General features: G+C 69.5%; 19 protein-coding genes. 8 read left to right on the plus strand and 11 right to left on the minus strand.

The window, feature by feature from the left end; all coding sequences use genetic code 11:
• Together Ahu01nite_RS35540 and Ahu01nite_RS35545 are read left to right on the plus strand one after the other, a co-directional pair.
• Positions 1 to 815: hypothetical protein (locus tag Ahu01nite_RS35540; protein ID WP_239159390.1), on the plus strand; the 815-nt coding region annotated here is incomplete at its 5' end.
• A 114-nt stretch (positions 816 to 929) separates the two neighbouring features.
• A complete protein-coding gene (locus tag Ahu01nite_RS35545; RefSeq protein ID WP_203841112.1) occupies positions 930 to 1,799 on the plus strand; it encodes a bifunctional 5,10-methylenetetrahydrofolate dehydrogenase/5,10-methenyltetrahydrofolate cyclohydrolase in 870 nt (289 codons plus the stop codon).
• Positions 1,800 to 1,887: 88 nt separating this feature from the next.
• Here Ahu01nite_RS35545 and Ahu01nite_RS35550 read toward each other — a convergent pair whose 3' ends face one another.
• Positions 1,888 to 2,775, minus strand: a complete 888-nt coding sequence (locus tag Ahu01nite_RS35550) for an SDR family NAD(P)-dependent oxidoreductase (protein ID WP_203841113.1) — start codon at positions 2,773 to 2,775, stop codon at positions 1,888 to 1,890.
• A gap of 102 nt (positions 2,776 to 2,877) precedes the next feature.
• Here Ahu01nite_RS35550 and Ahu01nite_RS35555 point away from each other — a divergent pair, with 102 nt between their 5' ends.
• A complete protein-coding gene (locus Ahu01nite_RS35555; RefSeq protein WP_203841114.1) occupies positions 2,878 to 3,711 on the plus strand; it encodes a helix-turn-helix transcriptional regulator in 834 nt (277 codons plus the stop codon).
• Here the strand turns inward: Ahu01nite_RS35555 and Ahu01nite_RS35560 are convergent.
• The gene (locus Ahu01nite_RS35560; RefSeq protein WP_203841115.1) at positions 3,684 to 4,733 is read right to left on the minus strand and encodes an SDR family oxidoreductase; all 1,050 of its coding nucleotides are present in this window, start codon (positions 4,731 to 4,733) and stop codon (positions 3,684 to 3,686) included. The two genes, Ahu01nite_RS35555 and Ahu01nite_RS35560, sit on opposite strands and share 28 nt — an antisense overlap.
• A 57-nt stretch (positions 4,734 to 4,790) precedes the next feature.
• The gene (locus Ahu01nite_RS35565) at positions 4,791 to 5,633 is read right to left on the minus strand and encodes an SDR family NAD(P)-dependent oxidoreductase (RefSeq protein WP_203841116.1); all 843 of its coding nucleotides are present in this window, start codon (positions 5,631 to 5,633) and stop codon (positions 4,791 to 4,793) included.
• A 76-nt stretch (positions 5,634 to 5,709) separates the two neighbouring features.
• On the opposite strand from Ahu01nite_RS35565, the gene Ahu01nite_RS35570 reads away from it, so the two are divergent.
• The gene (locus tag Ahu01nite_RS35570) at positions 5,710 to 6,342 is read left to right on the plus strand and encodes a winged helix-turn-helix transcriptional regulator (RefSeq protein WP_203841117.1); all 633 of its coding nucleotides are present in this window, start codon (positions 5,710 to 5,712) and stop codon (positions 6,340 to 6,342) included.
• A gap of 21 nt (positions 6,343 to 6,363) precedes the next feature.
• Here Ahu01nite_RS35570 and Ahu01nite_RS35575 read toward each other — a convergent pair whose 3' ends face one another.
• The 3 genes from Ahu01nite_RS35575 to Ahu01nite_RS35585 are packed head-to-tail and all read right to left on the minus strand — an operon-like array spanning position 6,364 to position 9,908.
• A complete protein-coding gene (locus Ahu01nite_RS35575) occupies positions 6,364 to 7,980 on the minus strand; it encodes a tetratricopeptide repeat-containing diguanylate cyclase (RefSeq protein WP_203841118.1) in 1,617 nt (538 codons plus the stop codon).
• Between the two features lie 38 nt (positions 7,981 to 8,018).
• The gene (locus Ahu01nite_RS35580) at positions 8,019 to 9,083 is read right to left on the minus strand and encodes a glycoside hydrolase family 26 protein (RefSeq protein WP_203841119.1); all 1,065 of its coding nucleotides are present in this window, start codon (positions 9,081 to 9,083) and stop codon (positions 8,019 to 8,021) included.
• A gap of 12 nt (positions 9,084 to 9,095) precedes the next feature.
• Complete coding sequence (locus Ahu01nite_RS35585; RefSeq protein WP_203841120.1) at positions 9,096 to 9,908, minus strand: polysaccharide deacetylase family protein; 813 nt, start codon at positions 9,906 to 9,908, stop codon at positions 9,096 to 9,098.
• A gap of 294 nt (positions 9,909 to 10,202) precedes the next feature.
• On the opposite strand from Ahu01nite_RS35585, the gene Ahu01nite_RS35590 reads away from it, so the two are divergent.
• Together Ahu01nite_RS35590 and Ahu01nite_RS35595 are read left to right on the plus strand one after the other, a co-directional pair.
• Positions 10,203 to 10,445, plus strand: coding sequence for a hypothetical protein (locus Ahu01nite_RS35590; protein ID WP_203841121.1), 243 nt, complete (start codon positions 10,203 to 10,205; stop codon positions 10,443 to 10,445).
• 66 nt (positions 10,446 to 10,511) lie between these two features.
• Positions 10,512 to 11,162, plus strand: a complete 651-nt coding sequence (locus Ahu01nite_RS35595) for a hypothetical protein (protein WP_203841122.1) — start codon at positions 10,512 to 10,514, stop codon at positions 11,160 to 11,162.
• Here the strand turns inward: Ahu01nite_RS35595 and Ahu01nite_RS35600 are convergent.
• Positions 11,159 to 12,286: a ScyD/ScyE family protein gene (locus Ahu01nite_RS35600; RefSeq protein ID WP_239159391.1), complete on the minus strand. Its 1,128-nt coding sequence runs from the start codon at positions 12,284 to 12,286 to the stop codon at positions 11,159 to 11,161. The two genes, Ahu01nite_RS35595 and Ahu01nite_RS35600, sit on opposite strands and share 4 nt — an antisense overlap.
• Before the next feature lie 93 nt (positions 12,287 to 12,379).
• Between Ahu01nite_RS35600 and Ahu01nite_RS35605 the strand changes: the two genes are divergently transcribed.
• Positions 12,380 to 13,039 (plus strand): nucleoside/nucleotide kinase family protein, encoded by a 660-nt coding sequence (locus Ahu01nite_RS35605; RefSeq protein WP_203841123.1) that lies wholly within the window; start codon positions 12,380 to 12,382, stop codon positions 13,037 to 13,039.
• On the opposite strand, the gene Ahu01nite_RS35610 is transcribed toward Ahu01nite_RS35605, so the two are convergent.
• Together Ahu01nite_RS35610 and Ahu01nite_RS35615 are read right to left on the minus strand one after the other, a co-directional pair.
• Positions 13,029 to 14,159 carry a hypothetical protein gene (locus tag Ahu01nite_RS35610; RefSeq protein WP_203841124.1) on the minus strand — a complete coding sequence of 377 codons (1,131 nt, stop codon included), beginning with the start codon at positions 14,157 to 14,159 and terminating at the stop codon, positions 13,029 to 13,031. The two genes, Ahu01nite_RS35605 and Ahu01nite_RS35610, sit on opposite strands and share 11 nt — an antisense overlap.
• A complete protein-coding gene (locus Ahu01nite_RS35615) occupies positions 14,156 to 14,650 on the minus strand; it encodes a sigma-70 family RNA polymerase sigma factor (protein WP_203841125.1) in 495 nt (164 codons plus the stop codon). The genes Ahu01nite_RS35610 and Ahu01nite_RS35615 overlap by 4 nt, the downstream gene beginning before the upstream one ends.
• 253 nt (positions 14,651 to 14,903) lie before the next feature.
• On the opposite strand from Ahu01nite_RS35615, the gene Ahu01nite_RS35620 reads away from it, so the two are divergent.
• Entirely contained in the window at positions 14,904 to 16,310 is a 1,407-nt protein-coding gene (locus Ahu01nite_RS35620; protein WP_203841126.1) for a hypothetical protein, read from the plus strand.
• A gap of 171 nt (positions 16,311 to 16,481) precedes the next feature.
• Here the strand turns inward: Ahu01nite_RS35620 and Ahu01nite_RS51500 are convergent, their stop codons facing one another.
• Both Ahu01nite_RS51500 and Ahu01nite_RS35625 read right to left on the minus strand, forming a co-directional pair.
• Positions 16,482 to 16,610, minus strand: coding sequence for a hypothetical protein (locus Ahu01nite_RS51500; RefSeq protein ID WP_275411805.1), 129 nt, complete (start codon positions 16,608 to 16,610; stop codon positions 16,482 to 16,484).
• Positions 16,611 to 16,635: 25 nt separating this feature from the next.
• Complete coding sequence (locus tag Ahu01nite_RS35625) at positions 16,636 to 16,845, minus strand: hypothetical protein (protein ID WP_203841127.1); 210 nt, start codon at positions 16,843 to 16,845, stop codon at positions 16,636 to 16,638.
• Between the last annotated feature and the right edge of the window lie 27 nt (positions 16,846 to 16,872).

A 16,872-nucleotide genomic window follows, 5' to 3' on the forward strand; every position in this document is an offset into this window, starting at 1 on the left:
CCCCACCTGTACGACAGTTTTCGGACCCGCGGACGCTGTCGGCGAGACTGAAATCTGACACTTTGCGGCTGGGGTTCGACGAGCACTATGTGACGGTGGAGGTCGATTTTGTTCTTGTGCACAGTTTGTTGCTGGGACCGCGAAGTTGGGCTCCCGTGGGGCGGAGGTTAGGGGCCGGCGTGCCGTCCTTGACGGGGGCTCTTGACGCGGGGCCGCCGTTCTGGCCGGGGATCGCGGCGACCGTCGCGGCCGCGGTGCCAGACGGGCAGCCGGTGGCAGTTGGACGGCCCGAGGTAGGCGAACGGCCCGAGCTGGGTGGGCGGCCGGTGGTGGTTGTGGCGCACAGCAATGCGGGGCGGTTTGTGCCGGTGATTGTCGAGGCGATCGGGGAACGGGTCAGCGGGTGCGTGTTCGTTGATGCGGCGTTGCCCGGGGAAGGGGTGACGGCTGAGCGGTTCCGGGCTTTGCGGGGGATGGCTGCGGCGGATGGGCGGGTGCCGCCGTGGACGTCGTGGTGGGACGAGGATGTTGTGGCGGGGTTGTTCGGGGATGCGCAGACGAGGGCTGAGGTGTCGGCGGAGCAGCCTCGGGTGCCGGTGAGTTTTTTTGAGGAGGAGGTGCCTGTGCCGGAGGGGTGGGACGAGCGGGCGTGTGGGTACCTGTGGTTCAGCCCGGCTTATGAGGACAGGGCTCGGGAGGCGGAGCGGCGGGGGTGGGCCGTGGGGCATATCGCTGGCGGGCATGTGCATCAGGTTGTCGATCCTGGGGCTGTGGCGCGGGGCATCGTGGCGGTGACCAGGGGGGTGGGTGGGTGAGGGGGCACGGCATACTGGGGGTGTAGACGCGACTGGCGGCACCGAGGATGGGCAACCATCGGGGAGCTTGTTGTGGGGGCCGTCCGCCTGGGTGCCCACGTGTGGGAGGGCCTCATGTCAGCGGAGACTCAGGCGAAGCTGCTGCCCGGTAAGCCGGTGGCCGACGCGGTGCTCGCCGATGTGGCGCAGCGGGTCGCGAAGCTCAAGGAGGGTGGCGTTCAGCCGTCGCTGGCCACGATTCTGGTCGGGGACGACGATGCCAGCGCGGGGTACATCCGGATCAAGCAGCGGCAGGCCGGCGAGCTGGGGTTCGTGTCGCCGCACGAGCATCTGCCGAGCGATGCGACGCAGGACGACCTGCATCGGGTGATCGATCGGCTGAACGCCGACAAGTCTGTGCACGCGCTGCTGATCCAGTATCCGCCGCCCGCGCACATCGATTATGACGCCGCGCTGATGTCCGTCGACCCGGACAAGGACGTCGACGGCATGCACCCGCTGAACCTGGGGCGGCTGTCCGTGGGGCTGCCGGGGGCACGGCCGTGTACGCCGGCGGGGATCGAGGCGCTGCTCGCGCACTATGAGATCCCGGTGGCCGGGCATGAGGTGGTCATTCTGGGGCGCGGTGCCACTATCGGGCGGCCGCTGGCGATGATGCTGTCGCAGAAGCGGCCGACCGCTAACGCCGCCGTGACCGTCGTGCACACCGGTGTCCCTGACTGGGAGCGCTACACGAAGCGGGCGGACATCCTGATCGCCGCGGTCGGCGTGCCCGGGATCATCCAGCCGGAGCACGTGCGGCCGGGGGCGACCGTCATCGGTGCGGGTGTGCGGTACGAGGGACGCCGCCTGCTGCCGGACGTGGCCGAAGAGGTCGCCGAGGTCGCCGGGGCGCTCACCCCGCGGGTCGGCGGGGTCGGCCCGACCACGGTCGCCATGCTCTTCCGCAACGCCGTCGAGGCCGCGGAGAAAGCAAGCCGCTAGGTGCAGTTCGCGGGCCCTTCCCCGGTCCGGGGAAGGGCCCGTGCGCATCGTGTGATCGCAACCGGAAAAGCACGAGCAAGGGAGGGCCTCAGCGCCCAGCCGAATCGCCGGCACCGGTACGGATCGGGGGGCGGGGCCAAGGCGGGGCGTCTGTGATCTCGCCGGCACGGTCCCACAGCAGGGCTCCGAACTCCGCGTCCGTGACGGCAGGATGCCGGAAGGATTCGCGTTCGAGCCGGTTGTAGAAGACGTTCCGGAGCTCGGCCTGGTCCGTGGTGGCGATCCGTACGAGTGGCTCCGCGCCCTCCTCCGGGGACTGGGTCACCAGGCGACCGGCCAACGACGCTTTCACCGCCGTGACCAGTTTCGAACCGCGATCGAAGCCTGACCGCACAGTGCCGGGGTGAAACGCGGTGGCGGTCACCGTGCGCGGCGCCCGGCGATTGAGCTCGGCAGCGTGCACCACGCCTGCCAGCTTCGCCGTGTTGTACGCCCGCATCCGGGTGTATCGGCGGTGATTGCCGTCGAGGTCGTCCGGGTTGAGTTCTCCGAACCGGTAAAAGCTGCTGCTGGTATTGATGATCCGCGCGGCAGGGGCCTCCGAGAGCCGTTCCCGCAGAAGTGAGGTCAGCAGAAAGGGAGAAAGGAAATTGACCTGGATGGTCTGTTCATGACCATCCGGGGTCATCCGGCGATCCGCGAGGACCAGACCCGCATTGTTGGCGAGGATGTCGATCCGCGGCACACGGGTGAGTAACTCGTCCGCGAGCCTGCGTACCTCGGAAAACCGCGTGAAGTCGGCAGGCAGGGCCTCGCCGCCGACCTCATCGGCGACATCACGCGTCCGGACCGCGGAGCGGCCCACAACGATCACCGACGCGCCGAGCGCGCCCAGGCGCCGAGCGGCGGCCGCGCCGACTCCGGAACTGGCTCCGGTAACAACGGCGGTCATGCCGGCAAGCGTTTCCTTCGTCATACGGGTGACGCTAGGCCGCGGTTTCCGGGCCAGGAAGAGGGAGAAGATCCTGGTACTACCACCACCAGGTTACCGACGTGTCCCGGCACTATTCTTGCGGTCATGGCCAATCGCAACCCGAAACCGCTGGGCGAATATCTCAGGGCGCGACGGGAATTGCTGCATCCCGATGAGGTCGGCCTCCCCCGGACAGCACGGCGTCGTGTTCCGGGTCTGCGCCGCGAGGAGATCGCTATGCTCGCCGGGATCAGCGCGGACTATTACCTCGGCCTGGAGCAGGGTCGCGACCGGCGGCCGTCGGCGGAGATTCTCGCGGCGCTGGCGCGAGCCCTGCGGCTGGATGATGGAGCCACAGCGCACCTGTTCTCGCTCACCAATCCCACCCGGCCGGTCCGCGATCGCACGTACCGCCACCAGGTGGCACCGGGTCTGCGGCAGCTCATCGACTCCTGGGCCCTGACACCTGCCTTCGTGCAGACGCACGCCTTCGAGGTCTTGGCGGCGAATTCGCTGGCCCGGTCGCTGTCATCCGTCTTCACACCTGGGAGCAACCTGGTCCGGGCTGCCTTTCTGGACACGGACGACGCCCTCGGGGAGCCGGATCCCCGGTCCGATCTGGTGGCGTGTCTTCGTGGGCTGGCCGGCGCGGACGTCGTCGACCCTGACCTGGAGTCGCTGGTCGGCGAGTTGTCGGGATGCAGCGAGCCGTTTCGCCGGTTGTGGGCGAGGCACGATGTGCACGGCTGCACCAACGGGACGCTGACGCTCGCCCACCCCCAGGTGGGAACCCTGACACTCACCTTCGAACGGCTGCTTGTCCCGTCCGCGCCGGGACAGCAGCTCGTGGTCTATTCTGCCGAGCCCCGCAGCCGGTCCGAAGAGGCGCTGAGCCTGCTCGCAGCGCCGCGTCAGCCACGACGACGGACCAGGCCGTAGTCGATCAAGCTTTGCCCGGTGTCCCGGAGGATCTCCGCGGGCGGGCGGGCGCTCCACCCGAGCTCGTCTGTCGCCTTCCGGCTCGACACCAGCTCAGGGCGGCCGACGAAGCCGAGAGCCAGGCGCAGAGTGGGGTCGAAACGGGCGGCGAGCCACATCGCCCAGTAGGGCAGGCGCCGGGTGGGGACACGGAAGCCCCTGGGACCGAACTCGGTGGCGAGGATGCGGGCCATCTCCAGCATCCAGGTGTCCGGGCCGGCGCAGATGTAGCGGTTACCGGGGGCTTCCGGGCTCTCCATGGCCAGCCGGTGAGCGACGGCAACGTCCCGGACGTCAACGAGGCTCCAGCTGATGTGCGGTACGGCCGGCATGGAGTGGTTGAGCAGCCGCTGGACGGACTCGTTGGATGTCGTCACCTCGGAGCGTTGCAGGGGGCCGATGACCAGTCCGGGGTTGACGGCGACCATTTCGAGACGGCGCTGCCCAGGCAGCTCGCTAAGGAAATTCCAGGCGGCGCGCTCGGCGAGAGTCTTGCTCTTCTCGTACGGCGAGCAGTTCTCCTCGAGCGACCAGTCGGCCTCGGTGTGGTGGCCGGATCCCGGTTCGGGACGGCCGCCCGCGACCGCCGAGGTCGACGAGGTCAGCACCACCCGGCGGACGGTGTCACTCGCGGCCGCGGCCCGCAGTACGCGCAGTGTGCCTTCGACAGCGGGGCGGATCACCTCGTTCTCGTCGCGGGGGACAGTGGGCGGGTTCGGCGAGGCGACATGCAGCACGTAGGTACAGCCGGCGACCGCCTCGGCCCAGCCTTCGTCGGTGTCCAGCCGAGCGGCGACGAAGTCGAGACTGCCGCCGGTCTCCGCGGCCAGGGCGGTGAGGTGGGCGACCTTTTCGCTGCGCGCCACGTCGCGGACCGTGCCGCGCACGGCATAGCCGTGCCGGAGCAGGTCCTCGACGCAGTGGCCCGCGACGAAGCCGGAGGCGCCGGTGACCAGGACGGTGTCAGGCCGGGTGACGCTCATGGGTTTTCCTTTCGGGATCTTGTCTCTGCAGGGAATGCGCCTCGCCGAGATCCCGGATCACCCCCGCACCGGCGCCAGATCGCGGCTGAGCCGCTCCACCGCGGCGACCGTCTCCGGGTTGTCCGCGCCGCCCAGATCCGCATCGATGCCGAGGACGGTGCCATGTGCGATGTCTTTGTCCGTCGCCGCGGTGAGCGTCATGCGGGCTGCCCTGGCGACGGGGGTGCGGTGGACGTTGAACCAGATCACCGGCCACACCAGTCGCGTCGGCCACGGGAACATGCTCGCCCTCATCGACTTACCCATGTCGCTCCTGGTGCCGGGCGGAGCGGCCGCCACCACGGTGACGCCCGTCCCGGCGAGCCGTGCCACCAGGCCGTGCGTCCAGGCGAGACTGGCCACCATCGCGCGCCCGTACACCGCCATTGCGTAGTACGGACCAGCCACGTCGGCCTGGCCGAACGGGGTCCGGTCGGCGAACACGATGCCCTGGGAGACCGTGTTCACGATGCGGCCACGCCCGGCGGCGACCATGTCCTCGAGCAGCAGTTCCGTCAAGAGATAGCCCGAGAGGTGAGTGAGGAAGAACGTCGCCTCGAAGCCGTCGCCGGTGACGCGGCGCCGCGGATAGAGACCGCCCACATTGTTGACGAGCACGTCGATGCCCCCACGCTCGCGCAGGGTTCCGGCAAGGCCGCGAACCTCGTCCTGCGAACTGAGATCAGCGGCGATGAACGTCGCCGCCGATCCGGCGGCATTGAGCCGTTCAAGCGCGGCTGCCCCTCGGACCTTGTCGCGGCCGACGACGGTGACTGCAAACCCGGCCTCGGCCAGCCCGATCGCGGTATGCAGACCGATGCCGGCCGTGCCCCCGGTGACTACTGCTGTGCGCGTTGACATAACAACCTCTCCGTTGACTAAGTATTTGATACTAGCTATCAAATACTTAGTCAAGTGTGCGGACTACCATCGAGCCGTGGACGAGACCCTCGACAGCGCCGTGCCCATCGCGGCCATGCGGCCGTTGCAGGGCCGCTGGACTCTTCGGGTCATCGCCGCCCTGCTCAACGGGGCTGCCGGCTTCAACGAGATACGCCGCGCGACACCGGGTATCGGGCCCAGCCCGCTTGCCCGGTGCCTCAGCCAGCTCACCCAGGCCGGCATCGTCGAACGGGAACTGGTCGACAGCCAGCCACCCAGCAGCCGCTACCGGATGAGCCACTACGGCGCAGGCCTGGCGCCGGTGTTCGACGAGATGGCGGCGTGGGCGCAGGCCAACGGTCTCACCGTGACCGACGACCAGGCACAACTCTCGATCGCCCTCGAGTTGTTCCAGCGCAGATGGGTGCTGGAGATCCACTGCGAGCTGCTGGAAGGCCCGCAGCGGTTCACCGACCTGTCGCGGCGAATCGGCGTCAACCCCGTCTCGCTCTCGCAGCGCCTCACCGAGCTGGAACAACTCGGCCTCGTGCGCAAGGTGACCGATTCCGCGCATCCGGCCTACGCCCACACCCCCGAAGGGCAGCGCATCCACGGCGTCGGCGAAGCACTCACCCACTGGGCGCTGACCCGGCAACAAGCCGATGCCGCGGCTCCGTGCACAGAGTGATGCGCCGGCGCGACTGATCCGCTACGCCACCACGCGATTACGACCCGTACGTTTTGCCTGGTAGAGGCGCTGGTCAGCGAGGGCCAGTGCCTCCGCTGCGGTGTTGGCGTCCGAGCCGGTGGCGACGCCGACGCTGACCGTGACCGCGAGGCCGGTTGCCACGGCGTTCCAGTCGTAGTCCTCGACGGCTGCGCGGACCCGTTCGGCGGCGGCGCGGACGCTTTCGTCCTCGGCGCGGTGGAACAACAATGCGAATTCTTCGCCGCCGTAGCGGATGGCGACGTCGCCGGCGCGGCAGGAGGTGCGGAGGATCTGGCCCAGGTGGCGCAGGACGGCGTCGCCGACGGGGTGGGAGAACGTGTCGTTGACGTTTTTGAAGTGGTCGACGTCGATCATGGCGATGGCGCGGTCGCCGAGGCCGTGTTCCAGCAGGCGTTCCATGGCCCGGCGGTTCGCCAGGCCGGTGAGGGGGTCCTCGCGGCTCTGCTGGAGCAGGTCCTCGGTGCGGCGGCTGAGCTCGAGGTTGGTGCTGCTCAGGGCCTCGGCGCGGGCGCGTTCCTGCTCGGCTCGGGCGTGGGCCTGGGTGGTTTCCCAGCGTACGGCCGCCACGCGGGCGCCGCGCTGGGCGGACTCCGAGGCGACCTGGACGTACAGCGTGTGGAAGGCCTTGAACTGCATCAGGGCGCGGACGGGGTCGCCGTTGCGTTCGTGGGCCTCGGCGAGGTGCTCGTGGTAGACCATCGCTGACTTCTTCCCCTCGGCCAGTTCCAGCGCCGCCGCGAAGCATTCCACCGCCTGGTCGTAACGGCCCAGGGCCAGGCAGATGGCGCCTCGGGTGTCGAGGTGGTGGGTGAGCGTGTACGCCGTGTCGAGCTCGGGGTCGGCCTGCCAGGACTCGAGCAGGCGCAGCGCCTTCTCCGGCTGGCCCAGCGCGGCCAGGCCCTCCGCGAGGTTGGCGAGCGCCCCGGCCTCGTAGCGCCGGTGGCCGTTGCGGCGGGCGACCAGCATCGCCTCGCGGGACAGTTTCACGGCCCGGCGGAACAGTGCCGCCGCCCCGGTGACGTCGCCGCTCTCCTGGGCGGCCACGGCCTGCTCGACGTACACGCAGCCCGCGGTGTCCATGAGCATGCCGCAGGCGATGTCGTCGCCGGTCATCCGGGCGATCTCCGAGGCCCGCTCGCAGTATTCCAGCGCGAGGTCGAACTGGCCGATCGCGAGGCAGACGTTGGTGAACGCGGTGAAGGCGATCATGCAGGACGTCAGGTCGCCGCTCAGCTCGGCGATGTCCAGCGCGGTGCGGCTCTCCAGGACGGCGTCGTCGGTCTCGCCGATGGTGAGCAGGATCCGGGCGACGACGGAGCGGGCGCGGGCCTCGGTTGCCAGGTCCCCGGTCTGCTGGGCGAGCTCGATCGCGGCCTGCCCGGCGGCCACGCCCTCGGGGTAGCGGTCCTCCATGCGCTCGCAGAACGCCAGGATCGTCAGGGCCCGCGCGCGGACCAGGCGGGGATCGTCGCACGAATCGGCCCGGTCCATGGCACGGTTGGCCAGGTCACGGGCCGCGCGGGGGTTCCAGCGGTCGACGTGTTCCTGCGCCAGCACCAGCAGGGCCGGTGCTGCGGCTTCCACCCGCAGATCCACACCGCTGTGATCGGCCGGGCAGGCCATTACTTGAGCAACTACCCGCTGAAGCGGGCGCTCTTGGCCAGCGCGACGTACGCGGCGAGCGAGGTGCCGTCCGTGTCGAGGCGCCACTTCTCGTCGTACCCGGGATGGGTGTCGGTGTCGAACCAGACGACCGCACCCACCGCGGGGTGGTTGCCGACCCACTGGGCGAGCAGGGCGATCCAGTCGGCCTTGGTACGCCCGCCGTTGTCGACGGCGCCCACCTCGGTGATCATGAGGGGCTTGTGGTTCGCGTACGAGCGGTAGATCGGCCCGAAGATCGTGTCCGGGGTCTCGTGGTGCAGGTTGTAGCCGGAGACGCCGACCCAGTCGACGTACTTGTCGCCGGGGTAGAGGGCCGCGAACGTGTTCCAGTCGGCGACCGGGGAGGAATTCCAGTTCGGGCTCCACACCCACGAGACGTTGTCGGCGCCCTCGTCGGCGAAGATGCCGTGGAGCCGCTTCCAGGACTCGATGAAGCCGTCCGGGCTGTTGCCGTTGCGGGCCGGCGACCAGCCGTACCAGTCGCCGTTCATCTCCCAGCCCCAGCGCAGCAGGACCGGGCGTTTCTGGGCCTTGAGCCGGCGGGCGGCCCGTTTGATCAGGGCGTCGTGCGAGCCGTTGATGATGTCGGCGTAGCCCGTGCCGCGCCACGACACCATCGGGAACGCGTGGTCGGCGATGCCCGTGAGCTTGGTGGGCAGCTGGTCGTCCCAGTCGTAGAAGACGTGCAGGATCCGCTCTTCGCGGCCCATCTGCTTGCGGCGCAGGGCGACAGCCTGGGCGGTGGTCATGCCGGACAGATCCAGGTACGCGCCCAGCAGCGCTTTTCCGTTTCGGAAAGGCACTGTGCCGCCACCCTTGGCCACGCCGGCGGGCAGCGCGTCCGCCGACGGGTTCGCGGCGGGGGTCTCGGCGACCCGGCCGGGTGAGGTGGTCGCCTCGGCCGCCGTCTCCGGGCTGCGCAGCTGCTGGACGGTCGCGGCACCGGCCGGGACGGCGGCGAGCGCGGCGAGGCCCAGGAAGTACCGGCGGCTCAGCGTACGACGAGGGGCGCGGTGAATGCCCTGCCTGCTCATATCAGGGCCTGCTCATGTGAGGTTGCGGCCGGCGACCCGGGCGGCCCGCCGGACCGTACGCCAGCCGGGCTGGGCGAGCTGTTTGAGCTTCGGGACCAGCGCGGAACCGCCCCCGGCGACCAGGGCGACGAGGTCGTCACCGGTCAGGTCGGGGGTCGGCTGGAGCCGGGGCACGGCGAAGCGCTTCTCCCCCGGGGTGTGCAGGCGCCGGCCCACCTCGGTGGCGTTGTCGTGCCCCGCGGCGAGCACCGCGGCGCGGACCTTGGTGCCGTTGTAACCATGGGGGTACGCGAACCCGCGCACCCGCCGCCCGAGCCGCTGCTCCAGCTCGTCCTTGCTACGGGTGACCTCCTCGCGCAGCTGCGCGGCGGGCAGCACGTCGAGCGGGTGGTGCACGAGGCTGTGGTTGGCGATCTCCACCCCGGCGTCGGCGACCTCGGCGAGCTCGTCCCAGGTGAGCAGCTTGCCGAAGTCGGGCGCCCAGCGGCCGAGCCATTCCGCGGGGCGGCCGAGATGCCCGACGGAGGTGTACAGGGTCGCGGAAGCCCCGGTCTTCGCGAGCACGGGGATGCCCGCGGTGAGGAAGTTGCGGTAGCCGTCGTCGAACGTGACCGCGAGCAGTTTGTCGGTGCAGCCCTCGTCGAGCAGGTCGAGCGCCTCGGTGAGCCCGACGAGCCGGTATCCGGCCATGGTGAGGGCGCTCAGCTGCTCCTCGAGCCGGCCGGGCGGGACGGCGAGATCACGCAGGGGACCGGCCACCGCGGAGACCGAGTGGTACATCAGCGCGGGCAGACTCTGCCAGGCCGATGGTGCTACGACGGTCACCGCTTACCTCCCCCACGCTCACGAACATGACCACTATCGGTCAGAATCCCGGTGAGCTTCGAGGTTCGGCGCACTGGTTCCCATTCCGCTCGCCGCGGCGCGTTTCCGCCGCTCAGGCCACGTTACGACGCGGTACCGAACGTGTCCAGCGCGTGTCCGGCGGCGGCTGAGAACATATCGATGACGGTCAGCGTGCTCCTCGCGTACCCGTCGGGGGCCTCTGCCGAAAGTCATAGACCGCCTCGGGCTGCGGAGGGAAGCGCGACCACCCGCGGCCTTGGCAGGGTCGTGACCATGAATGCAGACCGTGCGCGCCGCCTCGCCGAGGCCGCCGCCGAGGCCGGGATCCTGCTGGCCGTCTCCGCGCTGCCGATCGCCTGGCGCACCCTCGACGCCCGGCTCGGGGTGGTGCTCGCCGGCATGTTCGCCCTGCTGACGGCCGCAACGTACGCATTACACACAGTGACGTTCGACTGTCTTCGCTTGACGGGTGACCGGCAAAGGGGCAAGTTTTCTTATACCCAGCGTAAGGAATGAACCGAGCGGCGCCTTGACCCGTACCCCGGGATGCACCCGTTCTTCAACACCCCGGGAGTGACCAGGATGTTCCGTCTCATCCAGCTCCACGCGCAGCACGGCGTACCCCGCATCGGCGTCGATCCCGATGGCTACGGCAGCGAGCGCGCGGCGATAGCCCGTTACCGCGAGACGCCCGCGACCTACTTCGGCGTGGGCCGCTTCGACGAGTCCGGCCGGCTCGCGGAGATCATCATGGATATCGAGTGCAACCCGGCGAACGGGTGCCCGAATCTCGCGGTGGTCGTGCACGCCGAAACGTTCCAGCCGCTCTGCGACACCTGCTCGTTCGGTCTCGAAGTGCTCAGCGTCGCCGAGCTCTCCGACCGGCTCGGCGTCGCGGTGCGGCTCGCGCCGGTGCTCGCCCCCTCCGGGCGCCACGCCGCGCCGGACGACAGCTGCAGCGCCACCAACCGGATCGCCCGGGAGCTGGCCGCCAGTATCGAGGACCCGGTGTGGCGGATGGAGCTCTGTGCGGAGCTCGCGCGTACGCCCGGCTCGGTCAACGGCCTGCTCATCGGTGTCGGCGCGCTCAGCCACCGCGACGTGCTGGACCTGTACCCGGCGCTGTGCGCGCTGGGCAGCCAGCTGCCCGGGCTCGTGCACGGCGACCTGACCCGCGCCACCGCCCGGCCGCTCAGCCCCGCGGGAGTCGCGGGGCTGAGACTGGGCCTCTAGAGGCGGATTTTCACCACTGTGCCGGCGCCGGCGCACACACCGCAGTTCGTGACGTACGCGTCCTTGCCACGGATCGCGATGCCGCCCGGCGCCGTCAGGCCGGCCGACGCGACGACCTTGTGCTCACCCTCGGGGTCCACCCGGATCAGCGCGCCGGTCCGGTCCCCGCTGAGCAGCCCGTTCCTGGCGATCTCCAGGGCGTAGAGGCTGCCCTTCGGCCCGAACGCCAGGTCGATGACGTTGGTCAGCCCGGTCGCGTAGACGACCGGTGCGTGACCGGGCACGACCCGGTAGATGCGCGCGCCACCGGCCGGGAACGGGAAGCCGGTCAGCTCCGAGACGTAGAACGCGCCGTCCGGGCCCTTGACCACCGAGGTGGGCACGGACTGCATCGGGAGCGGGGTGCCCTCGGGCAGGTCCGGGTTACCCGCCGGCGCGGGCACCGTGCGTTTGCCGAAGACCGCGACCGTGCTGACCTTGCCGCGGGCGTTCGCCTTCAGCAGGGTGTTCGCGCCGGCGTCGACCACGTACCGGGTGCCGCCGACGACGGCGAGGCCGGCCGGGTTCGTGTCCGGCGCGGCCTTGTCCGGGTTCGCCTTCTTCTCGTAGACGCCCAGGTCGGCGATCAGGCGCGGGCCGCGGCGCCCCGAGGCGTACAGCTTCGCCATGCCGGTCAGCTTCTTCGTCGTGACCCGGACGTCCGGGTCCGAGGCCAGGCCGACGGTGAACGACAGCAGGCCGAAGCCGTCCACGGCGACGTCCGCCGGGCCGATCGCCTGGCTGCCGTCATGACCGGCGAGCGACGGCAGGCCGGCGCGGACGCGTTGCTGCTGCCCGAGGCGTACCCGGCTGATCGACCCGGTGGTGCCGAAGCAGACCAGGCCCTCGGCGCCGTCGAGACACGGACCCGGGCCGCCGGTGCCGGCCTCGGCGATGTACAGCGTGCCGTCCGGGGCGAACGTGAGCCCGCGCGGGTTGTTCAGGTTCGTCGCCACGACGGTGAGCGCCGGCGTGGTGGTGGTGGCCGGCTCAGTGGTGGCCGCCGCCGGCAGCGCCGGGACCAGGGACACGGTCAGCGCGCCGGCCGCTGCTGCGGCGGCGACTGCGGAACGTCCAGCAATCATGTTGTCTCCCTCAGTGGTGCATTCACCTGGGAAAACGAGGCGCCCGGCGGGCGAGTGGCGCCCGCACTCTTTCGGGGCCGCCATAATCGACCGGTGACGACGCGATTTGATGACCTGGTACGCCGGGCGCAGGCGCTGGTGGTGGACGGGCGCCGGGCGGTGCTCGGGATCGTGGGGCCGCCCGCCGCGGGCAAGACGACGCTCGCCGAGGAACTGGTCGCGGCCGTCGCGGCGATCAGCCCGCCCGGGTGGGTCGCCCACGTCCCGATGGACGGCTTCCACCTGGCCGACGCCGAGCTCGACCGGCTCGGCAGCCGCGACCGCAAGGGCGCCCCGGACACGTTCGACGCGCTCGGCTACGCGGCGATGCTGCGCCGGCTGCACGACGACACCGACGAGATGATCTACGCGCCCGGTTTCGAGCGCACCATCGAGCAGCCGATCGCCGGTGCGATCCCCGTCCCGCACACCGCCCGGCTCATCGTCTCCGAGGGCAACTACCTGCTGGTCGACGACGACCGCTGGAATCGGGTCCGCCCGCTGCTCGCCGAGATCTGGTACGCCGACCTCGACCGGGACACCCGCCTCGCCCGGCTGATCGCCCGGCACGTCCGCTTCGGCAAGGCGGAGCACGAGGCCGTCGCCTGGGCCACCGGCACCGACGAGCGCAACGCGGCCGTCATCGTGGCGACCCGGACCAGGGCGGACCTGATCGTCCCGTCCGCCCTGATCGGCACCACCGTCACCCCTTGACCGGGGGCTTCCAGCTTTTCGCGTCGGTGCAGCTGCTGACGGTCATCTCCGTGGCCATCCGCTTCAGATCCCGCTCGCCGATGACGTCCCGCTCCGGGACGCTCAGGTAGACCAGGCAGTTGCCGGTCTCCACGACCAGATCGGCGCCCGTCGGACTCCCGCTGCTGTTGAGCGTGCTCGGCCGGGGCACGTACCAGACGTTGCGCCCGCCGATCGTCGCCGGTGACCCGAGATCGGCCTTGATGGTGGGCCAGTCCCGGTTCGTGTCCGGCGTCGACGTCACGGACAGCGGCCACCCGCTCGCGAGGTCCTGCATCGTCGGGTAGCCGGACTTCCCGAAGCCGATCCGTGCGTCCGGGTCGATCCCGGGCAGGTCGCGGATGCTCACATAGCTGACCGGCAGCCCCTGCGGGACCCAGCCGAACTGGAACGGCGTCCTGACGCCGGTCACCGCGGGCAGCCGCACATCATCGGCCACCTCGGTCAGCTGCGCCTTCTTCCCGGCCTCGTGCCCCTGCCACCCGTCGTCGCTGGTGTAGACGAGCACCCAGACACCGGAGCTCTCCTCCCAGCCGATCGTCGGATAGATGCCCTCGGGGACCACGTTGCTCGCCGCGAACGTCAGAGCGGTCGAGAACCAGGCCGGATGACCCGCCACCGTCACCTGCTCACCCTGCTTCAGCTTGGCCGGGTCGAACTCGCCGGGGTTGTAGGCCAGCAGCTCCGCGCCCGCATTGAGGCCCGCCTCCCCCGGCCGCGGGGACGTGATGTCGCCTCTGTTGCGGATCGAGGCGAACTGCCCCACGCCGTCCCCGCCCCGGTTGGTGAGCGCGAACGGCGACCCGTCCGCCATCGCCACACTCAACTGCGAAGCATCGCGATAATGCGGTTTCACGACCGAGGAAGGCGGTGGCGGCTCACTGCTTTTCCGGCCCACCGCGACGGGTACGCCCACAGCGGCCGCAACGACCAGAACAGCCGCGACGGCGGACCCCGCCACCCGCCGTCGCCGGCGGATGCTCCCCGCCCTCGCCTCGGCACCCTGCGCGATCCCCGCGCTGTCCTCGGGCCCGCCCGCGTGACGCTCCAGCGTCAGGCGCAGCTCCTCCAGTGTGTTCATGACAGGACTCCCTTCCGCTCGCCGACCGGGGCCAGCTCCACCCGCAACGCCGACAGGGCCCGGCTCGCATAGGCCCGCACGGTCGCCGGCCGGCACCGCAGCACCTCCGCGATCTCCGGATCGGTGAGCCCCTCGTAATACCGGAGCACGATCACCGCCCGCTGCTGACGCGGCAACGTCCCCAGCACCTGCCACATCTCGTCATCAGCCTCCGGCCGCGCCTCCACGGTCAGCCGCTGCTCCCCCGCCCACTCCAACGGCACGGTCACCACCCGCCGGCGCCGCCGCAGCAACGACAGAAACTCATTCGTCACCATCCGCCGCACATACCCGTACGGCTCCTCCATCGCCCCGATCCGATGCCACCTCAACATCGCCCGCGCCAGCACCTCCTGCACGATGTCCCGTGCATACTCCCGATCCCCACTCAGCAGAACGGCATACCGCATCAACGCCGCCAACCGCGCCGACACGAACTCCTCGAACCGCATGAACCCCTCCCCGCTCGGCATTCCGCATAAGGAACGCCCGCCCGCGGCGAGGCGCTGCCCGGCCAAAGGTGAACAATCGGCGAGTGCCAGGAAGCGCTCAGGTGTCGTGGACCCTGGTGCCGTCGCTGCGGTGCGACTTCTTCGCTCACTCAAGGTGAAGCGGAACGAGTCACAAGTTCGGCTGAGAGGGCAACCGGATCAGGCGTTGACCGGCGAGTCAGCTTCCTGGTCCCCTTGACGGGGTGATCGGTCAATGATCTTCAGCGGCACAAGCGACGTACGTTCATTGCGCGGAACGAGCAGGAAGGTCGTCTCAGCGGTCCTGTCGGGCAAGTCCTACTCAGGCGGCGATGTCCTGCCAGCAGGAATCGCATCCGATCCGGGCATCCCGGCCGAGCTCCTGGTCGATCTGTTGCGCGGCAGATACGGCTACCCGGTCGACAACATCGACCTTGTCGGCTTGGTGATTCACGGCGTGAACCTGTCCTATCGACACTGGTCCGGCCGACTGAATCTGGTGAAGTGCCTTTTCACAGGCTCCTTCAACGTCTCTCATGCCGTCGTCCAGGGAAGAATCTGCCTGGACGGATCGCACGTTGCAGGGTTTCACGCCATAGACGCTCGGATCGACGGATCCATCCACCTGAGAGATGGATTTACCGCTCCGGACGGCGTGCGTGGCCTCGGTCTGTCCGTCACAGGATCCCTCAGCGTCCGAGGCTCGACGCTCGGCGCTCCGGCGGAGGTGCCAAGCCGGGCAGCCCTCGATCTCTTCCGCGCTTCCATCGGAGACCTTTTCGTCAATAACAGCGACCTTCGTGGCGGGATCTACGCCAACGGCTCCACGATTCGGCGCAACATCCGGCTACAGGGCGCCCGGATCCAGTCGCGGCAGCTGGCTGGCATGACATCCGCCGCAGACGCCGGCGATGGGATCAGCCTGGTGAACGTCACGGTAGGCGGAGCGATCTACTTCTGGACCAGCGAGGCCGGGCCGACAGATCTGCAGGGCACCGTCAGCTTGAACGGGGCGAGATGCCAAACCTGGACGGTCCACCCCACCCAGCTGGAAAAAGCCGACATCTCGATCGACAACTTTACGTATCGTAGAATTCTTCCCGCAACTGGCTCCGATGTGCTCAGGTTGCTCAGCGGGTCAAGCATCGCGCCCAGCGCATACGGCCATCTGGCTGAGCACTTCGAGGCGCTAGGCCAGCCAGCACTGAGCCGGATCACCCGGATCTCTCTCCAGCGCAGGTTGGCGCGCTCATATCCACTCCGATCCCGTGAGGGCTTCACGCGTAGGACATTGGGCATCCTCGTCGGCTACGGCTATCGGCCCGCCTTGGCACTCCTGTGGCTCTCCGTGGCCGTGACGATGTCCGGGCTGCTCATCATGTTGCACCCTGGATTGTTCCAACCTGCCAAGGGCAGCGCCGCAAAGGCGCCCACCTCGATGTCGTGGGTGGAATCGATAGCGCTGGCCGTGGACAACGTAGTCCCGTTCATATCGACCGGCTCGAAGGAGCAGTGGACTCTCACCACAACGAACCTCGACGACTGGCCCTGGTTCACGGCGCTGCTACTGCTCAAGATCGCAGGATGGGCGTTCGCGATCCTGGGTGCTGCTTCGGTCACCGGAGCAATCAGAAGTAAATGATCTTGCCCGGAGCAGACAGCCGACGGCGACGTTGCTGCGCCCTACTTCGCGGCACCATCACCTCGGGCGCCTAATGCGAGGTTCGTAGGGGTCGTGGTCGGCGTATCGGATCGCCGCTCGGGGGGCCCAGGTAGGGGTGGGCCGGGCGGGATGCCGGGAGCAGCGCCGTGATCACGTCGAGCAGGGTTTGCACGGGGCGGGGGTTCTGCGGGAGAGGAGGCGCAGGGTGTCCCAGATGATGGGGACGAGCGGGGCGGGGGGTTCGGTGGGGGTGGGGGGTTCGGGCTTGAGAGTCCGCATGTGAATCACGGTAGGGGGCGGCGGGTCACGGAGTGGGGCGGCCGGCGGGGGCGGGGGTGCGCCAGTCGAATTCGCCCGCGTCGATCCAGATGTCGTCGCCCGGGGGTGGGGGTGCGGGGGCTTCGGTGACGGTGGGGTGGCGTTGGTGGGCCGTGGGGATTGTCGGGGCAGCGGTGCCGGTCACGGCGATGGCTGCGGTGGTGAGGGCGGCGATCAGCGCGATCTTGCGACGCATGGGTGTCCTTCCGGTGGAGTGCCGGGG

Origin of the sequence: Winogradskya humida, assembly GCF_016862215.1 — a bacterium.
Classification (GTDB): domain Bacteria; phylum Actinomycetota; class Actinomycetes; order Mycobacteriales; family Micromonosporaceae; genus Actinoplanes; species Actinoplanes humidus.